Below are 22,868 nucleotides of genomic sequence, written 5' to 3' on the forward strand. Positions count from 1 at the left end.
GAGCTGCATACATAGCTAGCGGAAACCCCGATGGTTAAGCGCCCAACGGGAGTAATGGTATTGTTTTTTACGATTATGCTGCTACCCCCCGGACCTGTATACCATAGGACGAATAGCCACTAGATGAATAGCAGCCGCCCTGAATCGTATTGTCAGATATTTCAGCGTTAACCGTACTGCTCACTATCACACCATAAGTCGAGTAATATCCATAGGCAAATAGGTGGTTGTTGTTGATCTTGGGGTTGGAACTGTTAGTCACGTTCACTGATGTAACCTCGGAGCCCGAATTGATACTGGGTGCAACAGTGTTGCCCTGCACCAGCGCCCCAGTGGTATAGGATAACCCGATGCTGGACTCTGAGGCCGAGTATGGGCTGGTAAAGGTGTTGCCTGTAATGGCGACGCGGCTTGCTGGCTGAGTCGACAGATTGGCCAAAAATATGCCGCCGGTCACGGCATTGCCCGCAAAGGTGAGCACTGAGTCGCAGGAGGTGCCAGGGGAGCTGACCCGGTTGAGTTGCGTGTTGCGGAAACTTACATGGTGAGCCCCGTTCCGAATAATGACCGCCGATGAACCAGATTGCCCATTGCTACGCAAAATCCCCAGCTTGCGGAAGGTGATATAATCGGTTCCTTCCAGAACGAGGGTATAGTCATTGCTAGGATTCGTCTCCTGGTAATGCAAAGCCACCTTCGTGCTATCCCCACTTTCCGACTCAAATACGATTGGGGCCGTTGCCGACGCACCACTGATCTGGCCCAGCTTCACCTGCTCGTTATAGCTGCCGTTGCGCACACGGAAAGTCACCCCACAGCCCACCCCGGCATTATTCAAGGCCGTTACTGCTTCCGTGAAGTTCTGGAAGTCGGGATTCGTGCCCCCAATCGTGTATAAACCGCACAGTGGTGTGGCAAGATCCTTAATCGAAGCCGTGTCATTAAGGGCATTGCACGCTTTCTGACCATTGGGTGTGGTAGCCCAGGCCTTGATGCTATAGCTCTTTCCTCCCTGAAAGTTAAAATTGCCCAGTGAGATGCTGGCGTTAGCGGCCCCAGTCAAGGACCCTGTCCACTTATAAACAGGCTGGGAGGCGCCATTTATGGACCAGTTAATTACAGCTGAATTGAGCGCGGTTAAGCTCTGATTTTGTAACTGTACCTGCACCGATTGGCTACCTGGGGTAAGCGGATTCCCTAGCCCGACAAATGCATTCACCCCAACATCGGGTGTACATGGGGTGAATTCTTTGGCCCCAATATCAGCCGTACTACCACGCGTTGCGCCATCAATATCAGTTGTTATACCTGTTATGGCCATCGCGGCACTATTAAGCAGAATTTGATTGATGCTTAGATTAGTGGGGGAAGTATAAAATGGATTAACTGCTTTTGAGTTGTTGTCGAGGCTATTGGCTTTCCTCCATTGAGCTAAGTCAGCTACAGCGGTGCCGTTAGTGAAGCCGAGCTTGCCGGAAGCAGAGTAGTAGTTGTTGTAATCCCAGTCGTTGGTGCCGCTGGGGCTGCTAACCAGGTAGGTGGCGTAGCCGCTGCCGGTGTTGGCGAAGATATTATTCTTCACCGTCAGGTCACTGCCCCGGTTAGCTCAAAAGCCCGGCCGTTGACCGGATCCGAGCCCGTGATGTTGACCGAGTTGAAGACGATGCGGTTGCTGGAGCCGCTATTGGAGATGCCCTTGGCAATGCCCACGCCGCCGGCCTGAATGAAATTGTTGGCGATCAAGCAACCCGACTGCTGCACTTCAATGCCACTGCCATTTACCACGTTAGTAATGCGGTTCTGGAGTACTTGCACCTGGCTGTTTTCTGTGCCGGTGAGGCGCAGGCCGGTATCCACACCGCTAAGCAAATTGCCACGCACTATGCCTCCGCTGCTCGCCCACAGATTAAGGTCTAGTCCGATACGGGCCTGTTGCACGGTGTTGTTCAGTACCTGTAGATCAAGCGGGGCCCGGCAGGAAGAGCTGCATACATAGCTAGCGGAAACCCCGATGGTTAAGCGCCCAACGGGAGTAATGGTATTGTTTTTTACGATTATGCTGCTACCCCCCGGACCTGTATACCATAGGACGAATAGCCACTAGATGAATAGCAGCCGCCCTGAATCGTATTGTCAGATATTTCAGCGTTAACCGTACTGCTCACTATCACACCATAAGTCGAGTAATATCCATAGGCAAATAGGTGGTTGTTGTTGATCTTGGGGTTGGAACTGTTAGTCACGTTCACTGATGTAACCTCGGAGCCCGAATTGATACTGGGTGCAACAGTGTTGCCCTGCACCAGCGCCCCAGTGGTATAGGATAACCCGATGCTGGACTCTGAGGCCGAGTATGGGCTGGTAAAGGTGTTGCCTGTAATGGCGACGCGGCTTGCTGGCTGAGTCGACAGATTGGCCAAAAATATGCCGCCGGTCACGGCATTGCCCGCAAAGGTGAGCACTGAGTCGCAGGAGGTGCCAGGGGAGCTGACCCGGTTGAGTTGCGTGTTGCGGAAACTTACATGGTGAGCCCCGTTCCGAATAATGACCGCCGATGAACCAGATTGCCCATTGCTACGCAAAATCCCCAGCTTGCGGAAGGTGATATAATCGGTTCCTTCCAGAACGAGGGTATAGTCATTGCTAGGATTCGTCTCCTGGTAATGCAAAGCCACCTTCGTGCTATCCCCACTTTCCGACTCAAATACGATTGGGGCCGTTGCCGACGCACCACTGATCTGGCCCAGCTTCACCTGCTCGTTATAGCTGCCGTTGCGCACACGGAAAGTCACCCCACAGCCCACCCCGGCATTATTCAAGGCCGTTACTGCTTCCGTGAAGTTCTGGAAGTCGGGATTCGTGCCCCCAATCGTGTATAAACCGCACAAGCTGCTGTACAAAGTCACTGCAAGCGTGTCGTTCTGAACATTGGGGTCATTTAAACCATTTGGTTTGCTTTGCCACACCTTTAACTGTACAGGTTTACCCGCAGGAAAAGCATAGGTGCCAATCTTTACATCATTCGCTGACATGCCTAATGCCAGGTTTCCCGTCCAGTTATAAGCAGTTTGTACTACATTATTTACTGACCAGCCAATAGTAGTCTTGCTCAGTGTATTCGCACCGAAGTTGGTCAGCCTTATCTGGATGGGCTGCGTGCCAGCCTTAAATGGCATAGAAGGGGCATCTAACGCACTTATGCCTGCATCTAATGGCAGCGGCGCGTAGATGCGGATATTATCAATGGCCCAGTAGTGGGAGTTATTGCCCTCCCAGCGGAAGCGCACTTTAGCGCCCGTGGCGCCTCTTACTAATGAAGATATATTATATACTTCGCTCTGTGGGTTAGCCGTACTATCGGAATACGAAGCCACAAACTGCCAGATAAAACCATTAAACACTTCTACCATGCCCTTGCCTCCTTTGCCACCCGCGAAAAAGTGGTCGAAGTATAGCACCGTATTCTGGCTTACCGAGGCATCGAAAAAGCGAGTTTCCAGCGTAGCGGTTTCTTTGCCACCATCCGTCGAGTAGTTCTCACTGTCGAAAATAGCGAAGCTGCCGGAGAAAGGGTAGTTGATGTTCCGCCCGCCGGGGTTATCAAAGTGCCACTTATCGGTAGCAGGCCCGGAGCCGGCACTGTTGAGCCAACCCGTAGGCGGCGTAGTGCCCGAGGCCGAGGAAAAGTCTTCGTTCAGGATATAGGTCTGAGCAAAGGCGCGGCCGGTACCTCCCAGAATGAGAAGCAGGCACAACAGCAAAGCCCGGTGCCAGGACCGGGTAGCAGTAAATTTACCAAGAAGGAAAAAGTTACCCGCGCGTAGGGTTATTGCCATAGGTTAATGGTAGGTGGTATTGAAGCACGTAAAATCAAGGGAAGAGGCAGAGCGCTATCCAGCGAGCTAATAGAAGAGTACTGATTACTTACTACTTACTAATGGTAAACTGGTAATCGGAGGTATAGAGCAATGACTATACAAAGCAAGTTTTTCTATAGAAGAAAACCTACTTCTAAAATGATATCCTCTTGAAATTTTTCAAACTTATTATCTAGTCCTCTATCTAGCCTCCAACTCCCTGGTAATCGACACGGATGATGGTTTTGGAAGAGTTATTCTTAATGCTGTATGTGCTAGTAGTACTCAGGCTTAGTAACTCCAAAGGGCGTAGGTAAGCACATCTTGTTTAAACCAGCGTTTAAACCAAAAGCAAAACAGCCACCTAGAACAATGTCTAAGTGGCTGTTTATCAGTGGTGGGAGATACTGGGTTCGAACCAGTGACCCTCTGCTTGTAAGGCAGATGCTCTGAACCAGCTGAGCTAATCTCCCTTTTCCGTCCCGGTGTGTGCCGTTTGGGAGTACAAATATGGCGGGTGTTTTCGAATACACCAAACTTTCTCCGACCTTCGGCTAGAAATTTTTTGGTATTTGCAGCGTTAGAAACCCGGTTTTAAGCAGCAAAGTATTCATATTCAGAATTGTTGAGGCGTTGGGAATCGTTAAAAAAACATTGCTTTTCGGGCTGATTTTTTTTGCGCTGCTGCTGAGCGGGCTGCTGGCGGCCGTGAAATTCGGCGAAAAGCACATTATTAACCTGTTTGTGCAGGAGGCCAATCAGTACCTGACTACACCGGTACAGGTGGGGCGCATTGAGTTGTCTCTGCTCGACCAGTTTCCCCGCGTTTCCATTACCCTGCACCACGTCACCATCCGCGGAACCCTGCCCACTGATACGGCGGCGCTGGCCCGGGTGCGCACGCTGTATTGCGCCTTCGATACCTGGGATGTGCTGTCGGGGATTACCGGATTCGGGCGCTTACGCTGGGGCAGGGGCAGGTATTGGTGCGGCGCAATGCCCAGGGCGAGGGTAACTACAACGTATTCCGAACCGACACTACCCAGGACGCGGACCGCCCCTTGATTTTCGACCTGGAAAAAATAAGCCTGCAGCAGGTGAGCATAGTGTATCAGGATGAAGGCCTGCACCAGCGCTACCGTTTGCAGGCGCACGATGTACAGGCCGCCCTGGCCGTAGCCGAGCCCCTGATTCGGATTGCCGCCACGGGCACCACGCGGGTAGCGGCTATAGAGCTGGGCCCCGATGCCTATCTGCGCGACAAAGAGCTGACGCTGCATACCCAGCTGACCGTGGACCGAAAAACTAGGCTGGTAACCCTGGCGCCCTCGGTGCTGGGCATAGGCCCGGCCGCGTATCAGGTGGCGGGCACCATAGGGTATGCGGGCGCCACCCAACTGAACCTGACGGTGCAGGGCAAAAATACCAATGCGCAGTCGGTGGTGGCGCTGCTGCCGGCCCGGCTGGTGCGCCGCCTGGGCGTATACCGCAGCCAGGGCGAGCTATATTTTAACGGCGCGGTGCACGGGGAGCTGTCGGCGCGGGCCAACCCACACCTGACGTTGGCCTTCGGGTGCCGCAATGCTTCGTTTTTCCACCCCGGGTACAAGCAGCGGGTGGAGCAGGTCTTTCTCACGGGTACCTTCAGTAATGGCGCCCGCCGCAATGCGCGAACCTCCGTTCTTTCCCTGCAGGATATCCGCGGTAAGCTGCAAGGCCGGCCGTTTAGCGGCGCTTTGCATTACGCTAACTTCACAGACCCCAACATGCGCCTGCGCCTGCTGGCCGATGTGGATGTAGGCCAGGCGCTGCGCTTCTTTCCGGTGGCCGCCGTGCGCGCCGGCAGTGGGCAGGCCACCCTGCAACTGCAGTTTAAGGGCAACTTACGCGCCTTCAAAGCGCAGTCGGGGCGGGGCGGGGAGGCGGCCGGGCAGTTGCAACTGCGGAATGTAAGTCTGCAGCTGCGCGATTATCCGCAGCCGGTTTCCCGCCTTACCGGCCAGCTGCAGCTGCGCGGCAACACGGTGGCGCTGGTGGGCTGCTCCGCTATGTGGGGGCAGTCAGACTTTCAAGTGAACGGGGCCCTGCGCAACTTTCTGGAGTGGGCACTGCACCCGGGGCAGGCTTTGCTGGTAGATGCCGCCGTGGCCTCGCGGCAGCTGAATCTAAATGAGCTGCTGGCCGCATCGTCTCAACCAACTGCCGGGCCGCGAGCGGCAGCGGGTGCTTCTGCGGAGTACGCGGCTCTGGTTGTGCCAGTTTCCCTGGCTCTCAACATCCGGGCTTCGGCCCAAAACGTGGTGTTTCGGCGGCTGCGGGCCCAGAATCTGCGGGGCGTGGTTCGGCTGCAGAACCAGGTGTTTTCCTCGCCCGGGCTCAGCATTGAGGCGCTGGGCGGGCGGGCCAGCGTGCGCGGTACCGTAGATGCGCGCCGCCCCAGCCTGATTAAAGCCAGCACCGTAGCCGCGTGCAGCCGCATGCCCCTGGACAAGCTGTTTTATGTGTTTGAGGATTTCGGACAGCAGTTTATTACGCACCAGCATTTGCGCGGCCTGCTGACGGCCTCCGGCGAATCAGACGTGTATTTTAATCAGCGCCTGGAACCCATAACCGACCGGCTGGAAGCGGAAATAAAAGCTACGGTGTACAATGGCGAGCTGCTCAACTTTGAGCCCGTGCAGAAGCTGTCCATGGTGGCCAGCCGGGAGCAGCTGCGCCATCTGCGCTTCGCGGAGCTGACCAACAACTTCTACATTCAGAGTCGCACGGTGTACCTGCCGGAAATGGAAATCCGCTCTAACGTGCGTACGGCTTCCCTGATTCGGGTAACGGGCACGCACACCTTCGATCAGCAGATGGATTATCATGTTTCCATTCCGGTGCTGCCGGGCCTGCTGCGGCGCGTTTCTATTGGGGGCGAAACCAATACGGGGCCGGCTATTCTGCTGGCCGTGCAGGGCGACGAAGACAACTTCCGGGTGAGTTTTGACCGGCGCCGGACCACGCCGCCCGCGGCCCGGCCCCCGGTAAAGCCGCGCACCACCCTGGAGGAGCTGCTGGCCGGGCGGGAACGGCCGACGACCCCCGCTGACCCGGCCGCCAGTACCGCCCCGGCCGAGCGGCCAGCAGCCGTAAAACCTCGGGAGAAAAAGCCCGTGGCCCCCGCGCCCGGCGAGTATTTCGACTTCTGACAGCACCCATAAAGATCAAAACAAACGCCAGGGTCAACATTCCAACCCGGGGGCGCGTTAAGGAGAGCTGTACTTAATTTCCACACCAAACTCTCCCTGGTATGAACGATACTCAACTGCTCCAGCAGTACTCCGAAGAAGAAAAAACAGCCTATATCAGCGTTATTGCCAGCCTGGCCTCCGCCGACCGCGAAGCCTCTGCCGTAGAGCTGGAGTTTCTGCAGCAGCTGGCGCACACGGCCGGCCTGAGCGGGGGCTCTACCCAGCAGGTGCTGGCCGCCGCCAAAGACTCGACCAACGAAAGCGTAAAAGCCAACCTGGATGCCCTGCGCAACAGCGACCTGCGCTTTTCCCTGATAACGGACCTCATCAGCTTTGCCCGCACCGATGGCGCTTATGCCAACGACGAAGAAGCCATGGTCAACAAAATATCCACTTACCTGGGCATCAGCCCCCAGCAAACCCACACGCTGGAGCAGGTGGTAGACGAGGCAGCGCAGGTACCGCATGATGCCAGCGACCCAGCCAAAAAAGGCTTCCTGAATGGTATTACCGACAAGCTGGACAGCGTAGGCATTCCGAAAGGCGCTTTGCTGGGCGGCCTGCTGGGCGTAGTGGCTCCCATGGTGCTTTCCGGCATGATGGGCGGTAACCGCAGCAACACCGGCGGCATGATGGGTGGTGGCAGCACCATGGGCGGCCTGCTGGGCGGCGCCATGGGTGGCGGTGGCGGCGGTAGCTCCATGGGCGGTCTGCTGGGCGGCTTGCTGGGCGGTGGCCTGCTCAGTGGCGTGCTGGGCGGTAACCAGCAACAGGCTGCTGATCCTTACGGCACCAATTACCCGCAACAGGGCACGCACGTGGGTAGCGGGGGCCTGGGTTCCCTGGTTTCTATTCTCGGTGGCCTGGGCGGCCGGCCGGGCTCGGCGCCCCGCAGTGCGGGCGGTTCCGGCCTGGGTGGCCTGATGGGCGGCGGCATGGGCAGCCTGCTGGGCGGGCTGCTGGGCGGCCGCTAACCCCTACGGATAAACGTAAAAAGCGCCGGCAGTCTCAGACTACCGGTGCTTTTTTTATGCTTTGTGCTTAGCTCACCAGCGGCTGCTGATTGGACTGCAGACCGCGCAGCGGGTCCTGGTTGGCCAGCTGCACCAAGGTGGTATTGCTGCTCACGAAGTTGCCGCCATACTGCTCCACAATTTCCACCAGGCAGTAGTTAAGGTCTTCCTTCACGGCCAGGTATTCGTCGTAGTCCACGGTTTCTACGAAGTACTGCACGGTTACTTCCTTGGCCGTGGGCGTGAGGGCGGAAAATTTAATCTGCACCTCGGGCGTGGTGAGCTTGTGCGCCTGAATCATGCGGTGGGCCTCTTTAATAATCTGGCGCAGCTGCTCGCTGGTGGTGGTGTGGCTGAGCGCCAGTGTGAAGCTGACGCGGCGCGCCGTGCGCAGGGAAAGGTTATCCAGGGGCTTATCAATCATGGATTTGTTGGGCACCGTGACAAAGCTCTTTTCGGCGGTGCGCAGGCGGGTGCTGCGGAAGCCCACTTTCTCCACCGTGCCGGTTACGCCACCCACCGATACCAGGTCGCCCACGGCAAAGGGGCGGTCCAGGAAAATGGTGAACGAGGCAATGAGGTTTTCCAGGCTCTCTTTAGCGGCGAAGGCCACGGCCAGTCCGCCAATACCCAGCCCGCCAATCAGGGCGGTTACATTCACCCCAAATACCCGGCTCAGCATCAGTAGAAACGTGAGCGAGAGCACCAGCACTTTCAGCAGGTCTTTGGCGAAGGGAATAAGCTGGTTGTTGAGGCGGGAAGGCGTGGTTTCGGCGCGCCGCTGGAACACCAGTACCAGAAAGTCAATCAGGCGCAGGCCAATCCAGCCAATGCCCATGAACACGGCCAGCTGAAACAGGCGAAATAAAGCTACCTGCGGCCAGGGCTCATTGCGGGTCAACTCCGAGCTACGCACCGGATAGTCCAGCACCTGAAAAGCGAAGTAGGCCGTTATCAGGAAGAGAACCACCGACAGCGGCTGAATCAGCAGGGCCTGAAACTGCTGCTCTGAAACCCCTTCCGTACGCTTGCGAATGGCCCGAAACACCAGCTTGGAGAGCAGGCGCGAAAGCAGCCGCTTAAAAAGGTAGCCAAACAGCAGAATGCCCAGGCACCATAAGTAGGCCTGCACATCATTTCCAAGAAAGCGCTGATGGAGAAAATCCTGAAAGAGCATAAGGGCAGAATAGCGCGAAGCGTCAGCCTCGCGTAGGATTGCGCCGATGACGGGTCATCAGCGCAACCGGGTTTAACGGGGCACGAAGCCGGCGCTTCGCGCTACTGCTTTATACCAGCTGGCGCAAAGCCAGCTCAAATGATTTCATGGCAATGCCCGTGCGCTGGTTGCCCTGCTGGCGGGTGCGGGCTAAGGCCGAGCGGATAATGCGGGAGGTGTCCCCGAAAATGGCTTCGTCGGTGATTTCCACGTCGGTTTCCATCAGATAGGCAAATACCCGGGCCATGCCGCAGTTGGCAATAAAATCGGGAATGACGGACACATGCTGGTCGGCGTACTCGCCGGTGGCACCAAAGAAGATTTCCGGGTCCTGGAACGGCACATTAGCCCCGCAGCTGATAACCTCCAGCCCGGCGCCCGTAAGCTGCTCTACCTGCGCGCTGGAAACCAGGCGCGAGGCGGCGGCGGGAATGAAAATCTCAGCCCCGGAAGTCCAGATCTGCCGGTTGATTTCTTCAAAGGAGAGCAGGCCCTCGGCTACCAGGGTGTTGTTCTCGCGGCGCAGGAACAGGTCCCGTACTTCCTCGAAGGAAAAGCCTTCGGGGCGCAGCAAACCGCCGCTACGGTCAATGATGCCGGTGATGCGCACGCCCTGCTGGGCGAGATAGTAGGCGGCGGCGGCGCCCACATTGCCCCAACCCTGAATAATGGCGCGCTTGCCCTGCAGCTCGCCGCCCCACAGCTCATAGTAGTGGCGCACGGCCTCGGCCACGCCGTAGCCCGTAATCAAATCAGCCACGGTATAGCGGCGGGCGCGGTCCGGAGTGAACTTCTCATCCTCTACTACTTTCACTACGCCCTGGCGCAGCTGGCCTATTTTCTGGATTTTCTGGGGCTCAGTGGCGCGGTAGTGGCCGTTCACGATGCCTTCCTGCGGGTGCCAGAGGCCGTAGTCCTCGGTAATGGGAATTACATCGTGGATTTCGTCCACGTTCAGGTCGCCGCCGGTGCCGTAGTAGCTTTTCAGCAGGGGAATTACGGCGCGGTACCAGCGCTCCAGCACGCCGCGCTTGCGCGGGTCCTGGGGGTCGAAGTTGATACCGGACTTGGCGCCGCCAATAGCGGGGCCCGAGACGGTGAACTTCACCTCCATGGTTTTAGCCAGGCTTTCTACTTCCCGCTTATCCAGGCCCTTGCGCATGCGCGTGCCCCCGCCGGCGGCCCCGCCCCGCAGGGAGTTGATAACCACCCAGCCTTCGGCTTCGGTTTCGGCATCTTTCCATTCAAAAACGATTTCCGGACGCTTGTTTTCAAACTTTGCCAGCAGGTCGCGCATACACTATTTGGGGTGGGTGGGGTGAAGAAATATTTTGGCAAAGGTAAGCACCTAATTGCGAGCTAGCCCGATTCTTGCTCTAGTTGTCTTTCAGGAAGACAATCAATACCTGAAAAAGCACAACAAAAATTAAATTCTACAAATCTTTTTCCAGGTCACTTTCGTTACTGTAGGAACTTTGCACTAGGTGTATAGCGTATTAGCCATACTTCGCTCCTCCCGTCGTTCATTTTTGTACTTGTTTATGAAACCATTGCTTTCTCGCGTCGAATCGAAGAAGGTAGATAAGGCTGCTGCGATGCTCAAGGTGCTGGCTCACCCCAAGCGCCTGGCCATCGTCGACCTGCTGGGTAAGGAAGAAAAGATGACTGTCACGGAAATCTACCGCAATCTGGATTTACCGCAGGCTATAGCTTCTCAACACCTTATTACGCTCAAGGATCGGGGCATTTTGTCCTCGTTCAAGGTGGGCACCAAAATCTACTACTCCCTGTCAATCCCCAAATTATTGGACGTGATTGATTCTCTTGAAGACTGCTGCGATACGCTGTAGCTTTCCGAGATGCTACTACTTCAGCAAGAAGTAGGATGAAGGGCGCTGCTGGCGCCCTTTGTCTTTTGCAAAGACAAGTGCCCCGCTTCTGGTATCATCCGGAAGCGGGGCACTTGTCTTTATAGCGGTATTCAGCGGGCTTACGAGGTAGCGGGCTGCTTTTCCAGATCAAACATATCGGTGAGCACCTCAATGAGTTGCTCGGCGTCGTCGCGGCGGCATACGGCTTTTAGCTGTAGTACGCGCTGCTTCAGTACTTTCTGCATCAGAGAGCGGGTAATGTCGTCGAGGCGCTTGGCTTCTTCGGCGGATACTTTCTTCTGGAAGCGGTCCAGCTCTTCCTGGCGCAGCTGCTCCAGGCCGGCTTTCATGCGCTGAATAATGGGGGATACCATCATTTCCTTGGTCCAGTCGGAGAGGCCGGCAATGCTTTCGGCAATGATGGCGCGCACGTGCGGCACCGCAGCCAGGCGCTGCTCCAGGGCGGCGCTGGCTTTGCTGTGAATGGCATCAATGTTATACACCAACACGCCAGGTACGTTTTCCACATCGGCCTCAATACTGCGGGGCACGGACAGGTCGATGAAAAACTTGTAGCTGAGCACGTCCAGGCGCTCTATCATGTCGCGGGTGAAGAAAGGCTCGTCGCGGGCAATGGAGGAGATAATAACGTCGGCTTCCTTGAGGCCTTCTACCAGGTTTTCGAAGTCCAGCACTTTCACACCGCACTCCTCGGCCAAGGCTTGGGCTTTGCTGCGGGTGCGGTTGCAGATGGTCACGTTAGTGAACTGCTTGCTGTCGCCGAGGTGGCGGCAAACATCAGCGCCAATCTCACCCAGGCCTACTACCAGCACGCGGGGGTTAGCCACGTCGGCGGTCAGCTCTTCCACCAGCTCCAGGGCGGCGTAGGAAGTAGAGGCGGCGCCGTCGCGGAAGGAGGTTTCCTGCTGCACGCGCTTGTTGGTGAAGAATACGGTGTGCAGCACGCGGTGCAGGAACGGGCCGGCAGCGTCTTCATCAGCCGACCACTGGTAGGCCATCTTCACCTGGTTGCTGATCTGCAGGTCGCCTACTACCTGGGCATCGAGGCCCATGGACACCTCAAAGAGGTGCTGTACGGCCTCCTCATAGGTATTGAGCAGGTCGAAGTAAGGGTAGTAGGGGGTGATATCGGCAATGCCTTTCAGCTGGCCCAGCGCCTCAATAATAGCGGGGCTCTGGTCACGGTCGGCGGCGTAGTATACCTCGGTACGGTTGCAGGTACTGAGCACGAGCAGGTCGGTGAGGCCCAGGTCGTGGTGCAGGGTGTGTAGAAAGCGGCGGCAGGCAGCCTCATCCAGCGAAATCAGCTCCCGAATTTCCAGCGGGGCTTTTTTGAAGGAAAGACTAATGGCCTTGAACGGGTGGAGCATAGCAGTTGCTAGTGCGTATTGTAGGCATCAAAATTACGGCGCAATCGGTTAGGATGCTAACTACCGCCAAACCTGTAGTAAATCAGATATCTTAAACCATGGCTAGAAAGCGCCGCAGGGGGCATTTTGTTCCGGCCGGGTGACTAAAATCATCTTTTGCAGGCTCCGTGCCCACATCATTATAAGCGGAATGTGCGTTGAGGGGCCTAACCTACTGAAACGCTGCCAACGCGGAGAAGCCCGTACTTTCGTACAATACGACAAAGCCCCGCCCCTGGCTTTACGCCTTTTGATATTTTCCTGTGCTGCCTGTTCTCCCCATCTACGACCAGAAATCCCGCATCAAGCTCATCATTGTAGCCGTGGCGCTGCTGGTGGCCGGGGCCACGGTGGTGTATACCAACATTCTGGTGCAGCGCCTCTCCGAGCGGGAGCAGCAGCAGATAGATCTGTACGCCAAGGCCCAGCGGTTTATCATCAACTCGGAGGTGGACTCCAACACCAACTTCGTGTTCGAGGAAATCATCAACGCCAACAAAACCATTCCCATTATCTTCACCGATGGCAACGGCTACCCCCTGGATGCCAAAAACCTGGAGGTGCCCAAGCGGTTGAACGAGGTGCAGCGCATGGCCCTGTTGCAGCGGGAAATTCAGATTATGAAAAGCCAGCACCCGCCCATTGTGGTGGAGCTGGGCGCGGGCCTGCGCAACTACATCTATTATAAGGACTCCGTACTGCTGGCCCAGCTGCGCACCTACCCGCTGGTGCAGCTGGCCGTAATTGGCTGCCTGGCCGTTATTGCCTACTTCACCTTCAGCTACTCGCGCCGCGCCGAGCAAAACCGCGTGTGGGTGGGCCTGGCCAAGGAAACCGCGCACCAGCTGGGCACGCCCCTGAGCAGCCTGATGGCCTGGCACACCTACCTGAAGGAAAGCGAGAAGTTCAAGAACGAACCCATTGTAGACGAGCTGGGCAAGGATGTGCGCCGCCTGGAAATTATTACGGAGCGCTTCAGCAACATCGGCTCGGTGCCCATTCTCAAGGATGAAAACATTCTGCGCGTGACGCAAAATGCCATTGCCTACCTACAAAGCCGGGTTTCCAAGAAAGTAACCTTTGAAATTAAGACCGATTTGCCCACCGACACGCCCGCCCAGGTAAATGTGCCGCTGTTTGACTGGGTAATCGAAAACATCTGCAAAAACGCCATTGATGCCATGGACGGGCGCGGCAGCATTACCATTCACCTGCGCCGCCCGGCCCGCAACAAGTCCCAGATTGCCATTGATATTACGGATACCGGCAAAGGCATTCCCAAGAGCAAGCTCGACCGGGTTTTCCTGCCGGGCTTCACCACCAAAAAGCGCGGTTGGGGCCTGGGCCTGGCCCTGGCCAAGCGTATTATTGAGAACTACCACAAAGGCCGCCTCTTCGTGAAATGGAGCGAGGTAGGCCGGGGAACCACGTTCCGGGTGATTTTGAACGGGGAGTAATCAGTTGCCAGTAGTGAGTTGCCGGTTGCCAGCTTAAAAACCCGTCTGTCATCCTGAGGCGGTAGCCGAAGGACCTTCCTCGCCTTGGTGATGCAGTGAATTAAATGTTCAAAGCCCTTTGCCGGTTGCGCGGCGAAGGGCTTTGTGTGTTTCATGAGCGTTTGTGGGCTATAGGAGGAAGGTCCTTCGCTTAGGCTCAGGATGACAGACGTTACTTACCCGTAGAACCTGCCGCCGGGGCTGTTTCGGCCGTGGTATTAGTGGGGGCGGCTTTCTTGTTTTTGACTTCTTTCCGATTGGTGATTTCCACGTAGCTGTTGCCCGTAACCGGCTGGCCGCGGTGGGTGCCCGTTACGCGGCACATGCCTTCCCAATAGGGCAGCTTTACGGCCGTAAACAGGCGCAGGACCAGTTCCTGATCGGGTACCAAGGGCTCAATGGTGAGGTCATAGCCCTGGCTGGGGATTTGGAGGCGCCAGCGGGCGGGGTAGCGGTTGCCGGAGCGCGGGCTGGTCCACCAGGCGGTGGTTTCTAGCTGAAAATCCTCGGCGGCCAGGTGCGTGTTCTGGCCCTGCGGGCCGAAGTGGGAGCCGCCATCAATGGCGCGGCCGGTCTGCTTTTCGTAGAGATGGTATGCCATGATTTCCTCCCGCGGCTCGTTCAGGTGCAGGCTAAACCAGTCCCAGCCAATGTTGGGGTTGGTCACAGAGTTACAGTTCCACTGCCGGTCGTACCACAGCTCGCCTTCTACCTCATGCAGCTTGCCGTTCACCTCCAGCGTGCCCGTGGTGGCCAGGCGCGGATAGCTGTAGTAGCCGGCTTTGGCCACGCCGCCATAGTTCTCGTAGCCGGTGCCACCGTGCAGCAGAATGGGTTTGGTAGGCGTGGTGCTCAGATCAATAGCCATGCCCTCGTGGGCGGCCATGCGGGCCTGCAGGCGGTAAATGCCTTCCTGGCCGCTGAGCGTCCAGCGCTGCTTCTGCTTTTCCATGGAAAGCGCCAGCGGCAGGGTAGAGGGCAACAAATCGGAGAGGTTTTCCAGCTTATAATCGTAGCGAAACTGCTGGGTGGCGGGGTCGGTAATGGCGAAGTTCACCATCTGCCAGTCTTTCTTGCCGCTGATATTGAAGTGGAAGAACACGTACTCCACGCCAAAAACTTCGCCCGTTACTTTATCCTTTAGGTGACCCGTAAAGTACCACCACTCCAGAGAGTTGCGCGGGTGCACGGCTTCTTCCTGAGGTAGCTGGGCACGCTCCTCAAACACATCATGCTTGTTGGTAGGCTTGAGGGCACAGCCAGTAGTAAAGGTGAAAAGGAGGAGGGTAGCGAGCAGCAAATTCTTCATACCCCGGGAAAAGGAATTTCGGGGGCAAAAGGTTTGCGGGCTATTCCTGAAAAGACCTGCGAATACCCCACCATAGACCTCTTATATTCCACCATAAGCCGTGCGGCGTGTACCAAGGGGGGCGAGGTGTATGGTAGCCGCCGACTACCGTACGGTCATTCATGGTAACCCGATCTAGCTGCATGACCACAATAGCATCAGCCTGCAAAAACAACGTGGCCGCTAACTTCTGTTGGTAGTAGCCTATCTGGGAAAAAAGTAACAATCCATTATGATGAAGATTGGGTGGTATTACCAACTCAAAGCGGCCCAAACTATCAGTGGAAGCTCCAACGTAAGTGCCATCCAGTAGTACAGTTACACCGGATAATGGACTCTGCAGAGAATCAACCACCGTTCCGTGCACCACGAGCGGAGTGGTGGGCGGCTTTGCTCCGCGCTTCGCCCGAGCTGGCAGGGCCAGCTGTTGCGTTGGCGCGACTTGTACCGTGGACTGGCCCACCGCTGATGTGGGATTCATCAACTGGCTGCTAATTCCAGCCAGTAGCGCCGGCCAAATGGGCCAACCTGTGCGGGGCCGCCGAGCGATGGGCAGTAGTTGTTCCGTCCGAAACCGACCACATCCGCTGGGTTGCCGTTGCAGCCACGCTACCACTTCCGCATCCGTCATCCGGGTAAAATCCACCACCACTTTATCACAGGCGGCGCAGTGCCGGCCCTGACCAGCGGGCGTCATAGCGGCCCAGTTTTCAGAGCAGGGCTGCGGGATGGAGAGCGTGAGGGAACGGCGAGGCATGGGCGGCGAAGAACAGGTTTCGCTTGCAGGATGCCAAAAGTCAGCACATTGCATACACCTCGGAGAAGTATCCCAATTTATCTTTCCGGCATGCTACCGGGCCAATAGATGCCGCCGCGCCGCATTATTCTGTATCTTTTGGCCCCTAAAACTATTTACTCCCTTGTCTGCACCACTGCCAACCACCCGCTCTGCCAGCCTGTTTCGGCGCAAGAACATTGCCGACATCCTCCACAACCCGCCCGCTGATGCCGAGCCGCATATTGGCGCCGTAGAAGGCGGCTTGGCCCGCCACCTCACCGTGCGCGACCTCACGGCCCTGGGCATTGCGGCCGTTATCGGGGCTGGTATTTTCAGCACCATCGGCAATGCCTCCCACGACGGCGGCCCCGCCGTTTCGCTGCTGTTTGTATTCACGGCCATTGCCTGCGCTTTTTCGGCGCTGTGCTACGCGCAGTTTGCCGCTACCATTCCCGTCAGCGGCTCGGCCTATACCTACGCCTACGCCTCTTTTGGCGAGCTGGCGGCCTGGATCATCGGTTGGGCACTGATTATGGAATATGCCGTTGGCAACATTGTGGTGGCCATTTCCTGGTCCGATTATTTTACCGGCCTGCTGGATGGTATTGGCCTGCATATTCCGGCTTATCTTACCATGGGCACGCAAAGTGCCTATAAAGGCTACCACGAGGTGCTGGCCCTGATGCAGGCCGGCAAGCCGCTGGCCGGCGCTTCGCCCGCCCAACTGGATGCCTATAAGGTGTGGAACAGCGCCCCGGCCCTGTTCGGCGACCTGAAACTGGTCTGCGACCTGCCCGCCTTCATGATTACCGTGCTGGTTACGGCGCTGGTGTACATCGGCATCAAGGAATCCAAAACCGCCTCCAACCTGCTGGTGCTGCTCAAGCTGATTGTGGTATTGGTGGTGATTGTAGTAGGAGCGTTTTACGTGAAAACGGCCAACTGGAGCCCCTTTGCCCCCAACGGCGTAGGCGGCGTGCTGAAAGGTGTATCCGCGGTGTTCTTCGCTTATATCGGCTTTGATGCCATCAGCACCACGGCCGAAGAATGCAACAACCCCCAGCGCGACCTGCCCCGCGCTATGATCTATGCCCTCATCATCTGCACGGTGTTGTATGTGATTATCACGCTGGTACTCACCGGCATGGTCAGCTACAAAGAGCTGGGCGTCGGCGACCCATTGTCGTTCGTGTTTGAGCGGGTTGGTCTTGACTGGCTGGCGGGCGTGGTAGCCGTATCGGCCGTATTTGCCATGACCTCCGTGCTGCTGGTGTTCCAGATCGGCCAGCCCCGTATCTGGCTGACGATGAGCCGCGACGGCCTGCTGCCCAAGGTGTTTGCCAGAGTGCACCCCAAGTTCCACACGCCTTCCTTCTCTACCATTGTTACGGGCTTCTTTGTGGGCGTGCCGGCCCTGCTCCTGAACATGGATCTGGTGATTGACCTGACCAGCATCGGCACCCTGTTCGCCTTTGCGCTGGTATGCGGCGGCATCCTCATCATCGACCCCCACGGCACCTCCAAGGCCCGCTTTAAAGTGCCCTATGTGAATGGCCGCTACCTCGTGCCGCTTATTCTCATGGTTATTGGCGTGCTGCTGCTCAACTACAACCGTACCGCCATTAACGAGTTCTGGAGCGCGGTAACCAGCGGGCAGTACGAGCTATTCCGCCATCAGATTCCGATGCTGGTCTTCCTGTTTTTCTGCGTGGGGCTGGCCTGGGCTTCATTCACCAAAAATCTCTCCCTGCTGCCCATCCTCGGCCTGCTCACCAACCTGTATCTGATGACGCAGCTGGGCATTGGCAACTGGATGCTGTTCTTCGGCTGGCTGATTATCGGTTTGGTGATTTACTTCGGCTACAGCTACAAAAACAGCAAGCTGAACCAGCCCGTGCTGGCCGTGCGCTAGGTACTTCGACTGCCGGTTTCAAATAGAATAAAAGTGGCCCGTGCGCCGGTCTAATAGCCGCCGCATCGGGCCACTTTCCTTGTCAGAATAGTTTCTGCTATGTTATCAGTGGAGCAAGAGCGGCTGCTGGCCCTGCTCGCCTATACCCAGGAAAGCGTGCGGCTGCGGTCTGCGCCGGCGGCCGATGTTACCCGGCAGCCACATTTTCATGCCCTGGAAGCCCAGCTAAGCGGCTTGCCGGGCGTGGAATTGAATCTGGCTGCCAACTCCCCGGAAGCAGAAGAAGAGGTATGGCTGCGCATTGAGCGGCTGCGGGAACGGCCCGCGCCGCCCATTCTGGAAGAGCCCCTGGCCACGCTGATTGACTTCACAAACGACCCTGGCAGCCGGCCGGAGCTGCGCCGTGCACTGCCCGCCAGCACCCTGCGCCGCCTGGGGCTACTGCCGGAAGACGCCTCGCCGGAACCCGCCTACGACCCCCTGGCTCCGATAGAAACCAGTACCCTGGCCCAGTTCCCCGGCCTGGCGGTGGCGTTGGAGCAGTATATCCGGCAGCAGTGGCAGCCGTGGGCGCTGGAAGAAAACCAGCGCCGCCGCACCATGGCGTGGTACTCCCGGCTATATACCCTCAAGCAGCAGCTGGATGGCGGCCTCACGGATTCCCCCCTGGAGCTGGTTTGGGGCGTGGGCATGGCGGTGTGGCACCTGAACGGCACTGCCGTGTGCTACCCGCTGCTCACCCGCCTGGTAGAGCTGACGCTGAATCCGCAGAGCATGGCGCTGGAAATTCGCCCCCGGGACGTGGTAACCCGTCTGGAGGTGGAGATATATGCGGCGCAAAATGTGGGCGGCGTAGCAGAGCTGGAGCGGGGCAGCCGTCCCTTTCTCACCGAAAGCCCCTACCTGTCTCCTTTTGACCCGGATACATACAAGCCCATATTGGAGCTGGCGGCCGGCTTTCTGGATGAGCAGGGCCATTTTCTGTTCGATAAGAACCAGGCCCGCCTATTACCCACCGCCACGGCGGCGCTCCAGATAACCGACACCTGGGTGCTGTTTGCCCGCCCGCGCACCAGCAATGCTTTTTTGCAGGATCTGGAAGCCCTGCGCGGGCAAGTGGAGCAGGCACCACAAGGGCTGCCAGAGGCCGCCGCCGCGCTGGTGCGGGAACCGGCCGACTACCACGCCAACCGCCCGCTGCCGGCTTTCCGGGGTTTATCGATGGTGGGTGGCAGCACCGAAAACCCGGATTCCCCGCCGCAGGAGCTGTATTTCCCGCTGCCGTTTAATGACGAGCAGGTACGCATTGTGCAAATGCTGGAGCACGCCCCCGGTGTGGTTGTGCAGGGCCCGCCCGGCACCGGCAAAACCCACACCATTGCCAACGTTATCTGTCATTATCTGGCTTTGGGCAAGCGGGTGCTGGTGACATCCATGAAGGATCCGGCCCTGGCCGTGCTGCGCGATAAGCTCCCGGCAGCCGTGCGCCCCCTGGCCATCAGCCTGCTGACCAGTGAACGGGAAGGAATGCAGCAATTTGAATACGCCATTCAGCGCATTGGCGAGGAAGTGCAGCGCCTCGACCCTGCCACTTCCACCCGGCAGATTGAGCAGTTGGCGGCGCAGCTGGATGCCTGCCACGCCCAGATGGCCGACATCGATAGGCTTGTAACCCAATGGGGCCAGCAAAACCTGCAGCCGCTGGATCTGGATGGAGAAATGCTGACGGCAAGAGACATTGCCCGGGAGGTGGTACAGAGCGGAACGCTGGCCAATTGGCTGACCGACGACCTGGAAACAGACCCAGCTCATGCCCCACAGTTCACAGAGGCAGAAATTAATGCCTTACGCACCGCTCGCCGCACACTGCAGGCTGATTTGGAATACCGAACCGCCCAATTGCCTGCGCTGGAAGCACTGCCGGATATCCGCGAGTTGTTGCTCACGCACCAACAGCTCAGCCGGGCTACTGAGCTACAGAAGGCCGTTGCCCTAGGGCAGGTACCGCCGCTGGCCGCGCTTCCCGATATGCCGGACCAGCTGTCTGCGGTGCTGGCTATGCTTACCTCTGTACAGGAGCAGCGGCAGCAAATAGCCGCTATAACCTGGGGTATCAGTCAGCAGGAGCAGCTAAAGCAAGGCCGAAAGGTGCCGCTGTATGCTCTGCTGGAAGCGCTGGGAGCAGAACTGCGAACCGCACTGCAGGCCAGGCAGCAGTTTCTGCCCCGGCCGGTAAGTGTGCCGGCCGGGATAGAGCTGAATGAGGAGCTGGTGGAGGCAATTCAGGCGCAGGCACAGGGACAGCGCCCCTTCGGGCTGGCCGGTTGGTTTGGCAAAACCGCGCAAAAGCAGCAGCTGGCCGAAATCAGGGTTATGGCAACCGCCCCGGCTACGGCTGCGGACTGGGCCTACGTGGACAACTACCTGAAGGTGCTGCGGACCCTATGTGCATTAGCGGCCCGCTGGAATGCTTTAGCTGCGGAATTAAGCCTGCCGGTTCTGGTGGCAGATCAGCCGATAGCCGCTGCCGCGGAAGCCGGACAGCGCTACGAAGAGTACGAGCTGCTGCGCGATGTGCAACAGCTGGAAGATGAGCTAAATACAAGCCTGCAACGCGTGTTGCCCTCCTGGCCCCCCGCCGGAAAGATTTTTCCTCTCGAAGAGGCCCGGAAAATACTCCAACTGCACCAGGACCGCCTGCAGCTGGAAACTACCTGGACCGTGCGCGAGCAATACGAACGGGCACTGCACGGTGCTACCGGCGCTATCAGCGAAGAACTGCGGCAGTTCATGGCCCATACCCTGGGCAACCCAGCCGTGACGGACGAGGCAATGCAGGCCCAGTGGGCCGCGCTAACTCAGGAGCTGCGGCGCATCCACGCCCTGCAAAGCGAACTGGCTACGGTTACGAACCTAACATCACAAATTGCTGCCTCCGGCGCTCTGCGCTGGGCGGCTCGCCTACAGCATGAGCCAGCCAACGGCACCCTTGATGAGCTGCTGCCCGCCGACTGGTCGGTGCGGTGGCGGCTACGGCGCCTGGCGCGTTACCTGTCGGGGCTCGATCATCGGGCTGAAATCAAACAGCTGGCCGCTGACCGGGTAGAAACCGAAGCGGCCCTGGCCCGCACCTATCAGGACATCATCACCCAAAAAACCTGGCTGCAGCTGGCGCTAAAGGCCACCCCTCTGGTGCGTAGTGCGCTGCAGGCCTACCGCAGTGCCATTACCCGGGTGGGCAAAGGAACCGGCAAGAGTGCCGGCAAGCACCGGCAGGCAGCCCGGGAAGCGGCGCAGGTAGCCAACTCGGCCATTCCGTGCTGGATTATGCCGCACTATCGGGTGTCGGAGTCATTACCGGCGGAGCTGGGGGCGTTTGATCTGGTGATTGTGGATGAGGCCTCGCAGTCGAACCTGCTGGCATTACCGGCCCTGCTGCGGGCCCGGAAAATCCTGATTGTGGGCGATGATAAGCAGGTGGGTCCCGGCCGCAGCGGGCTGACGGAAGAAAAGGAAAATGAGCTGATGAGCCGCTTTCTGGCCACGCAGCCGGCCCTCTATCGGCCCCAGCTTTCGCCCAGTCATTCTATCTACCAGCTGTTTCAGGTGGTTTTCTCGGATTCGCAGGTACCGCTGCAGGAGCATTTCCGGAGTGTGGGCCCCATTATCGAATACTCTAAACGGGAGTTTTACCACCACAGTCTGCGACCCCTGCGCCTGCCTAAAGCCTCCGAGCGGCTGGACCCGCCTCTGGTGGATGTGCTGGTAGAAGACGGTGCCCGGCAGGGTGACATCAATCCCGGGGAAGCCCGCTTTATTGTGGAGGAAATCCGTCGGTTGACCCAGGACCCGGCTATGCAGCAGCGCAGCATTGGCGTGGTGTCGTTGCTGGCGGATAAGCAGGCCAAGCTTATCTGGGAGATGCTGGAGCAGGAAATAGGGCTGGAAACCATGCTGCGGCACCAGCTGGCCTGTGGCAATGCGCATACCTTCCAGGGTAAAGAGCGGGATATTATGTTCCTCTCCCTGGTGGTGTCGCCGGGGCAGGCCACAGCTATGGGGCAAACCGAAGATGCGCGCCGCTTTAACGTGGCCGCCTCCCGCGCCCGCGACCGGATGTATCTGGTGCGCAGCATTGAGTTGGAAGACCTCAGCCCCGCCGACCAGCTGCGCCGCAACTTGCTGGCCCATTTCACGGCGCCGTATGCTCAGGATGAGCAGTGCGTAAACAACCTGCGGGCGCTGTGCGAGTCGCCGTTTGAGCAGGAAGTGTACGATATGCTCACCACGCGCGGCTACCGCGTGCAGCCGCAGGTGCGCGTGGGTCATTACCGCATTGACCTGGTAGTAGAAGGCGAAAACGACCAGCGCCTGGCCGTAGAGTGCGACGGTGACCAGTACCACGGCCCCGACCGGTGGCAGGACGACCTGCGCCGGCAGCGCGTGCTGGAGCGGGCCGGCTGGCAGTTCTGGCGCTGCTTTGCCTCCGCCTGGGTACGCTGGCGCCAGGAAACCGAGCAGGACCTGCTGGATACTCTGACGCGCGCCGGAATCAGGCCGGTAAGTGCTACTGCCGTACCGGGCAGGCACACGGAAAGCCGCCGCTATGTGGCATTTCCGGCACAGGAGGCAGAAGCCGCCTCCGCCTTCGAAATGTCAGGGCCGCCCAGGCCCGCGTGAATTTTCTCCCGCGGGCCTGGGCGGCCCTGACTTT

Annotated in this window: 15 protein-coding genes and 1 tRNA gene; 7 read left to right on the forward strand and 9 right to left on the reverse strand. The window is 58.0% G+C overall.

Annotated features, from left to right (window positions below; genetic code table 11):
- Positions 1-73: 73 nt before the first annotated feature.
- The 4 genes from PK28_RS02365 to PK28_RS02380 all read right to left on the reverse strand — a co-directional run bounded on the left by PK28_RS02365 (position 74) and on the right by PK28_RS02380 (position 4,330).
- Entirely contained in the window at positions 74-1,582 is a 1,509-nt protein-coding gene (locus PK28_RS02365; protein WP_044511026.1) for a hypothetical protein, read from the reverse strand.
- 2 nt (positions 1,583-1,584) lie between these two features.
- A complete protein-coding gene (locus PK28_RS20280; protein ID WP_044511028.1) occupies positions 1,585-1,857 on the reverse strand; it encodes a hypothetical protein in 273 nt (90 codons plus the stop codon).
- A 197-nt stretch (positions 1,858-2,054) separates the two neighbouring features.
- Complete coding sequence (locus PK28_RS02375; protein ID WP_156126207.1) at positions 2,055-3,836, reverse strand: hypothetical protein; 1,782 nt, start codon at positions 3,834-3,836, stop codon at positions 2,055-2,057.
- A gap of 416 nt (positions 3,837-4,252) precedes the next feature.
- Positions 4,253-4,330 (reverse strand) — tRNA-Val (locus tag PK28_RS02380).
- 181 nt (positions 4,331-4,511) lie between these two features.
- On the opposite strand from PK28_RS02380, the gene PK28_RS20285 reads away from it, so the two are divergent.
- The 3 genes from PK28_RS20285 (at position 4,512) to PK28_RS21110 (ending at position 8,064) form a co-directional block, all read left to right on the forward strand.
- Entirely contained in the window at positions 4,512-4,922 is a 411-nt protein-coding gene (locus tag PK28_RS20285; RefSeq protein ID WP_156126208.1) for a hypothetical protein, read from the forward strand.
- The gene (locus PK28_RS02390; protein ID WP_197070455.1) at positions 4,919-7,048 is read left to right on the forward strand and encodes an AsmA-like C-terminal region-containing protein; all 2,130 of its coding nucleotides are present in this window, start codon (positions 4,919-4,921) and stop codon (positions 7,046-7,048) included. The genes PK28_RS20285 and PK28_RS02390 overlap by 4 nt, the downstream gene beginning before the upstream one ends.
- Before the next feature lie 101 nt (positions 7,049-7,149).
- Positions 7,150-8,064: a TerB family tellurite resistance protein gene (locus tag PK28_RS21110; protein WP_044511036.1), complete on the forward strand. Its 915-nt coding sequence runs from the start codon at positions 7,150-7,152 to the stop codon at positions 8,062-8,064.
- Positions 8,065-8,131: 67 nt separating this feature from the next.
- Here PK28_RS21110 and PK28_RS02400 read toward each other — a convergent pair whose 3' ends face one another.
- On the reverse strand, positions 8,132-9,280 hold the full coding sequence (locus PK28_RS02400) for a mechanosensitive ion channel family protein (protein ID WP_048825464.1): 1,149 nt from the start codon (positions 9,278-9,280) through the stop codon (positions 8,132-8,134).
- 109 nt (positions 9,281-9,389) lie between these two features.
- Positions 9,390-10,616 carry a Glu/Leu/Phe/Val dehydrogenase dimerization domain-containing protein gene (locus tag PK28_RS02405; protein WP_044511040.1) on the reverse strand — a complete coding sequence of 409 codons (1,227 nt, stop codon included), beginning with the start codon at positions 10,614-10,616 and terminating at the stop codon, positions 9,390-9,392.
- Between the two features lie 244 nt (positions 10,617-10,860).
- On the opposite strand from PK28_RS02405, the gene PK28_RS02410 reads away from it, so the two are divergent.
- On the forward strand, positions 10,861-11,169 hold the full coding sequence (locus PK28_RS02410) for an ArsR/SmtB family transcription factor (protein WP_044516101.1): 309 nt from the start codon (positions 10,861-10,863) through the stop codon (positions 11,167-11,169).
- Positions 11,170-11,309: 140 nt separating this feature from the next.
- Here PK28_RS02410 and hemA read toward each other — a convergent pair whose 3' ends face one another.
- Entirely contained in the window at positions 11,310-12,581 is a 1,272-nt protein-coding gene (hemA, locus tag PK28_RS02415) for a glutamyl-tRNA reductase (protein ID WP_044511042.1), read from the reverse strand.
- A gap of 302 nt (positions 12,582-12,883) precedes the next feature.
- Between hemA and PK28_RS02420 the strand changes: the two genes are divergently transcribed.
- A complete protein-coding gene (locus PK28_RS02420; protein ID WP_044511045.1) occupies positions 12,884-14,077 on the forward strand; it encodes an ATP-binding protein in 1,194 nt (397 codons plus the stop codon).
- 211 nt (positions 14,078-14,288) lie between these two features.
- Here PK28_RS02420 and PK28_RS18790 read toward each other — a convergent pair whose 3' ends face one another.
- Together PK28_RS18790 and PK28_RS21300 are read right to left on the reverse strand one after the other, a co-directional pair.
- Entirely contained in the window at positions 14,289-15,425 is a 1,137-nt protein-coding gene (locus PK28_RS18790; protein ID WP_048825465.1) for a lipocalin-like domain-containing protein, read from the reverse strand.
- Between the two features lie 40 nt (positions 15,426-15,465).
- The gene (locus PK28_RS21300) at positions 15,466-16,275 is read right to left on the reverse strand and encodes a carboxypeptidase-like regulatory domain-containing protein (protein WP_082016916.1); all 810 of its coding nucleotides are present in this window, start codon (positions 16,273-16,275) and stop codon (positions 15,466-15,468) included.
- A 109-nt stretch (positions 16,276-16,384) separates the two neighbouring features.
- Here PK28_RS21300 and PK28_RS02430 point away from each other — a divergent pair, with 109 nt between their 5' ends.
- Together PK28_RS02430 and PK28_RS02435 are read left to right on the forward strand one after the other, a co-directional pair.
- Positions 16,385-18,154, forward strand: coding sequence for an amino acid permease (locus PK28_RS02430; RefSeq protein ID WP_410471231.1), 1,770 nt, complete (start codon positions 16,385-16,387; stop codon positions 18,152-18,154).
- Positions 18,155-18,253: 99 nt separating this feature from the next.
- Complete coding sequence (locus PK28_RS02435) at positions 18,254-22,834, forward strand: PDDEXK-like endonuclease domain-containing protein (protein ID WP_044511048.1); 4,581 nt, start codon at positions 18,254-18,256, stop codon at positions 22,832-22,834.
- Positions 22,835-22,868 lie beyond the last annotated feature (34 nt).

The sequence above is a fragment of the Hymenobacter sp. DG25B genome (assembly GCF_000801315.1).
In the GTDB taxonomy this organism is placed as follows: Bacteria; Bacteroidota; Bacteroidia; order Cytophagales; family Hymenobacteraceae; genus Hymenobacter.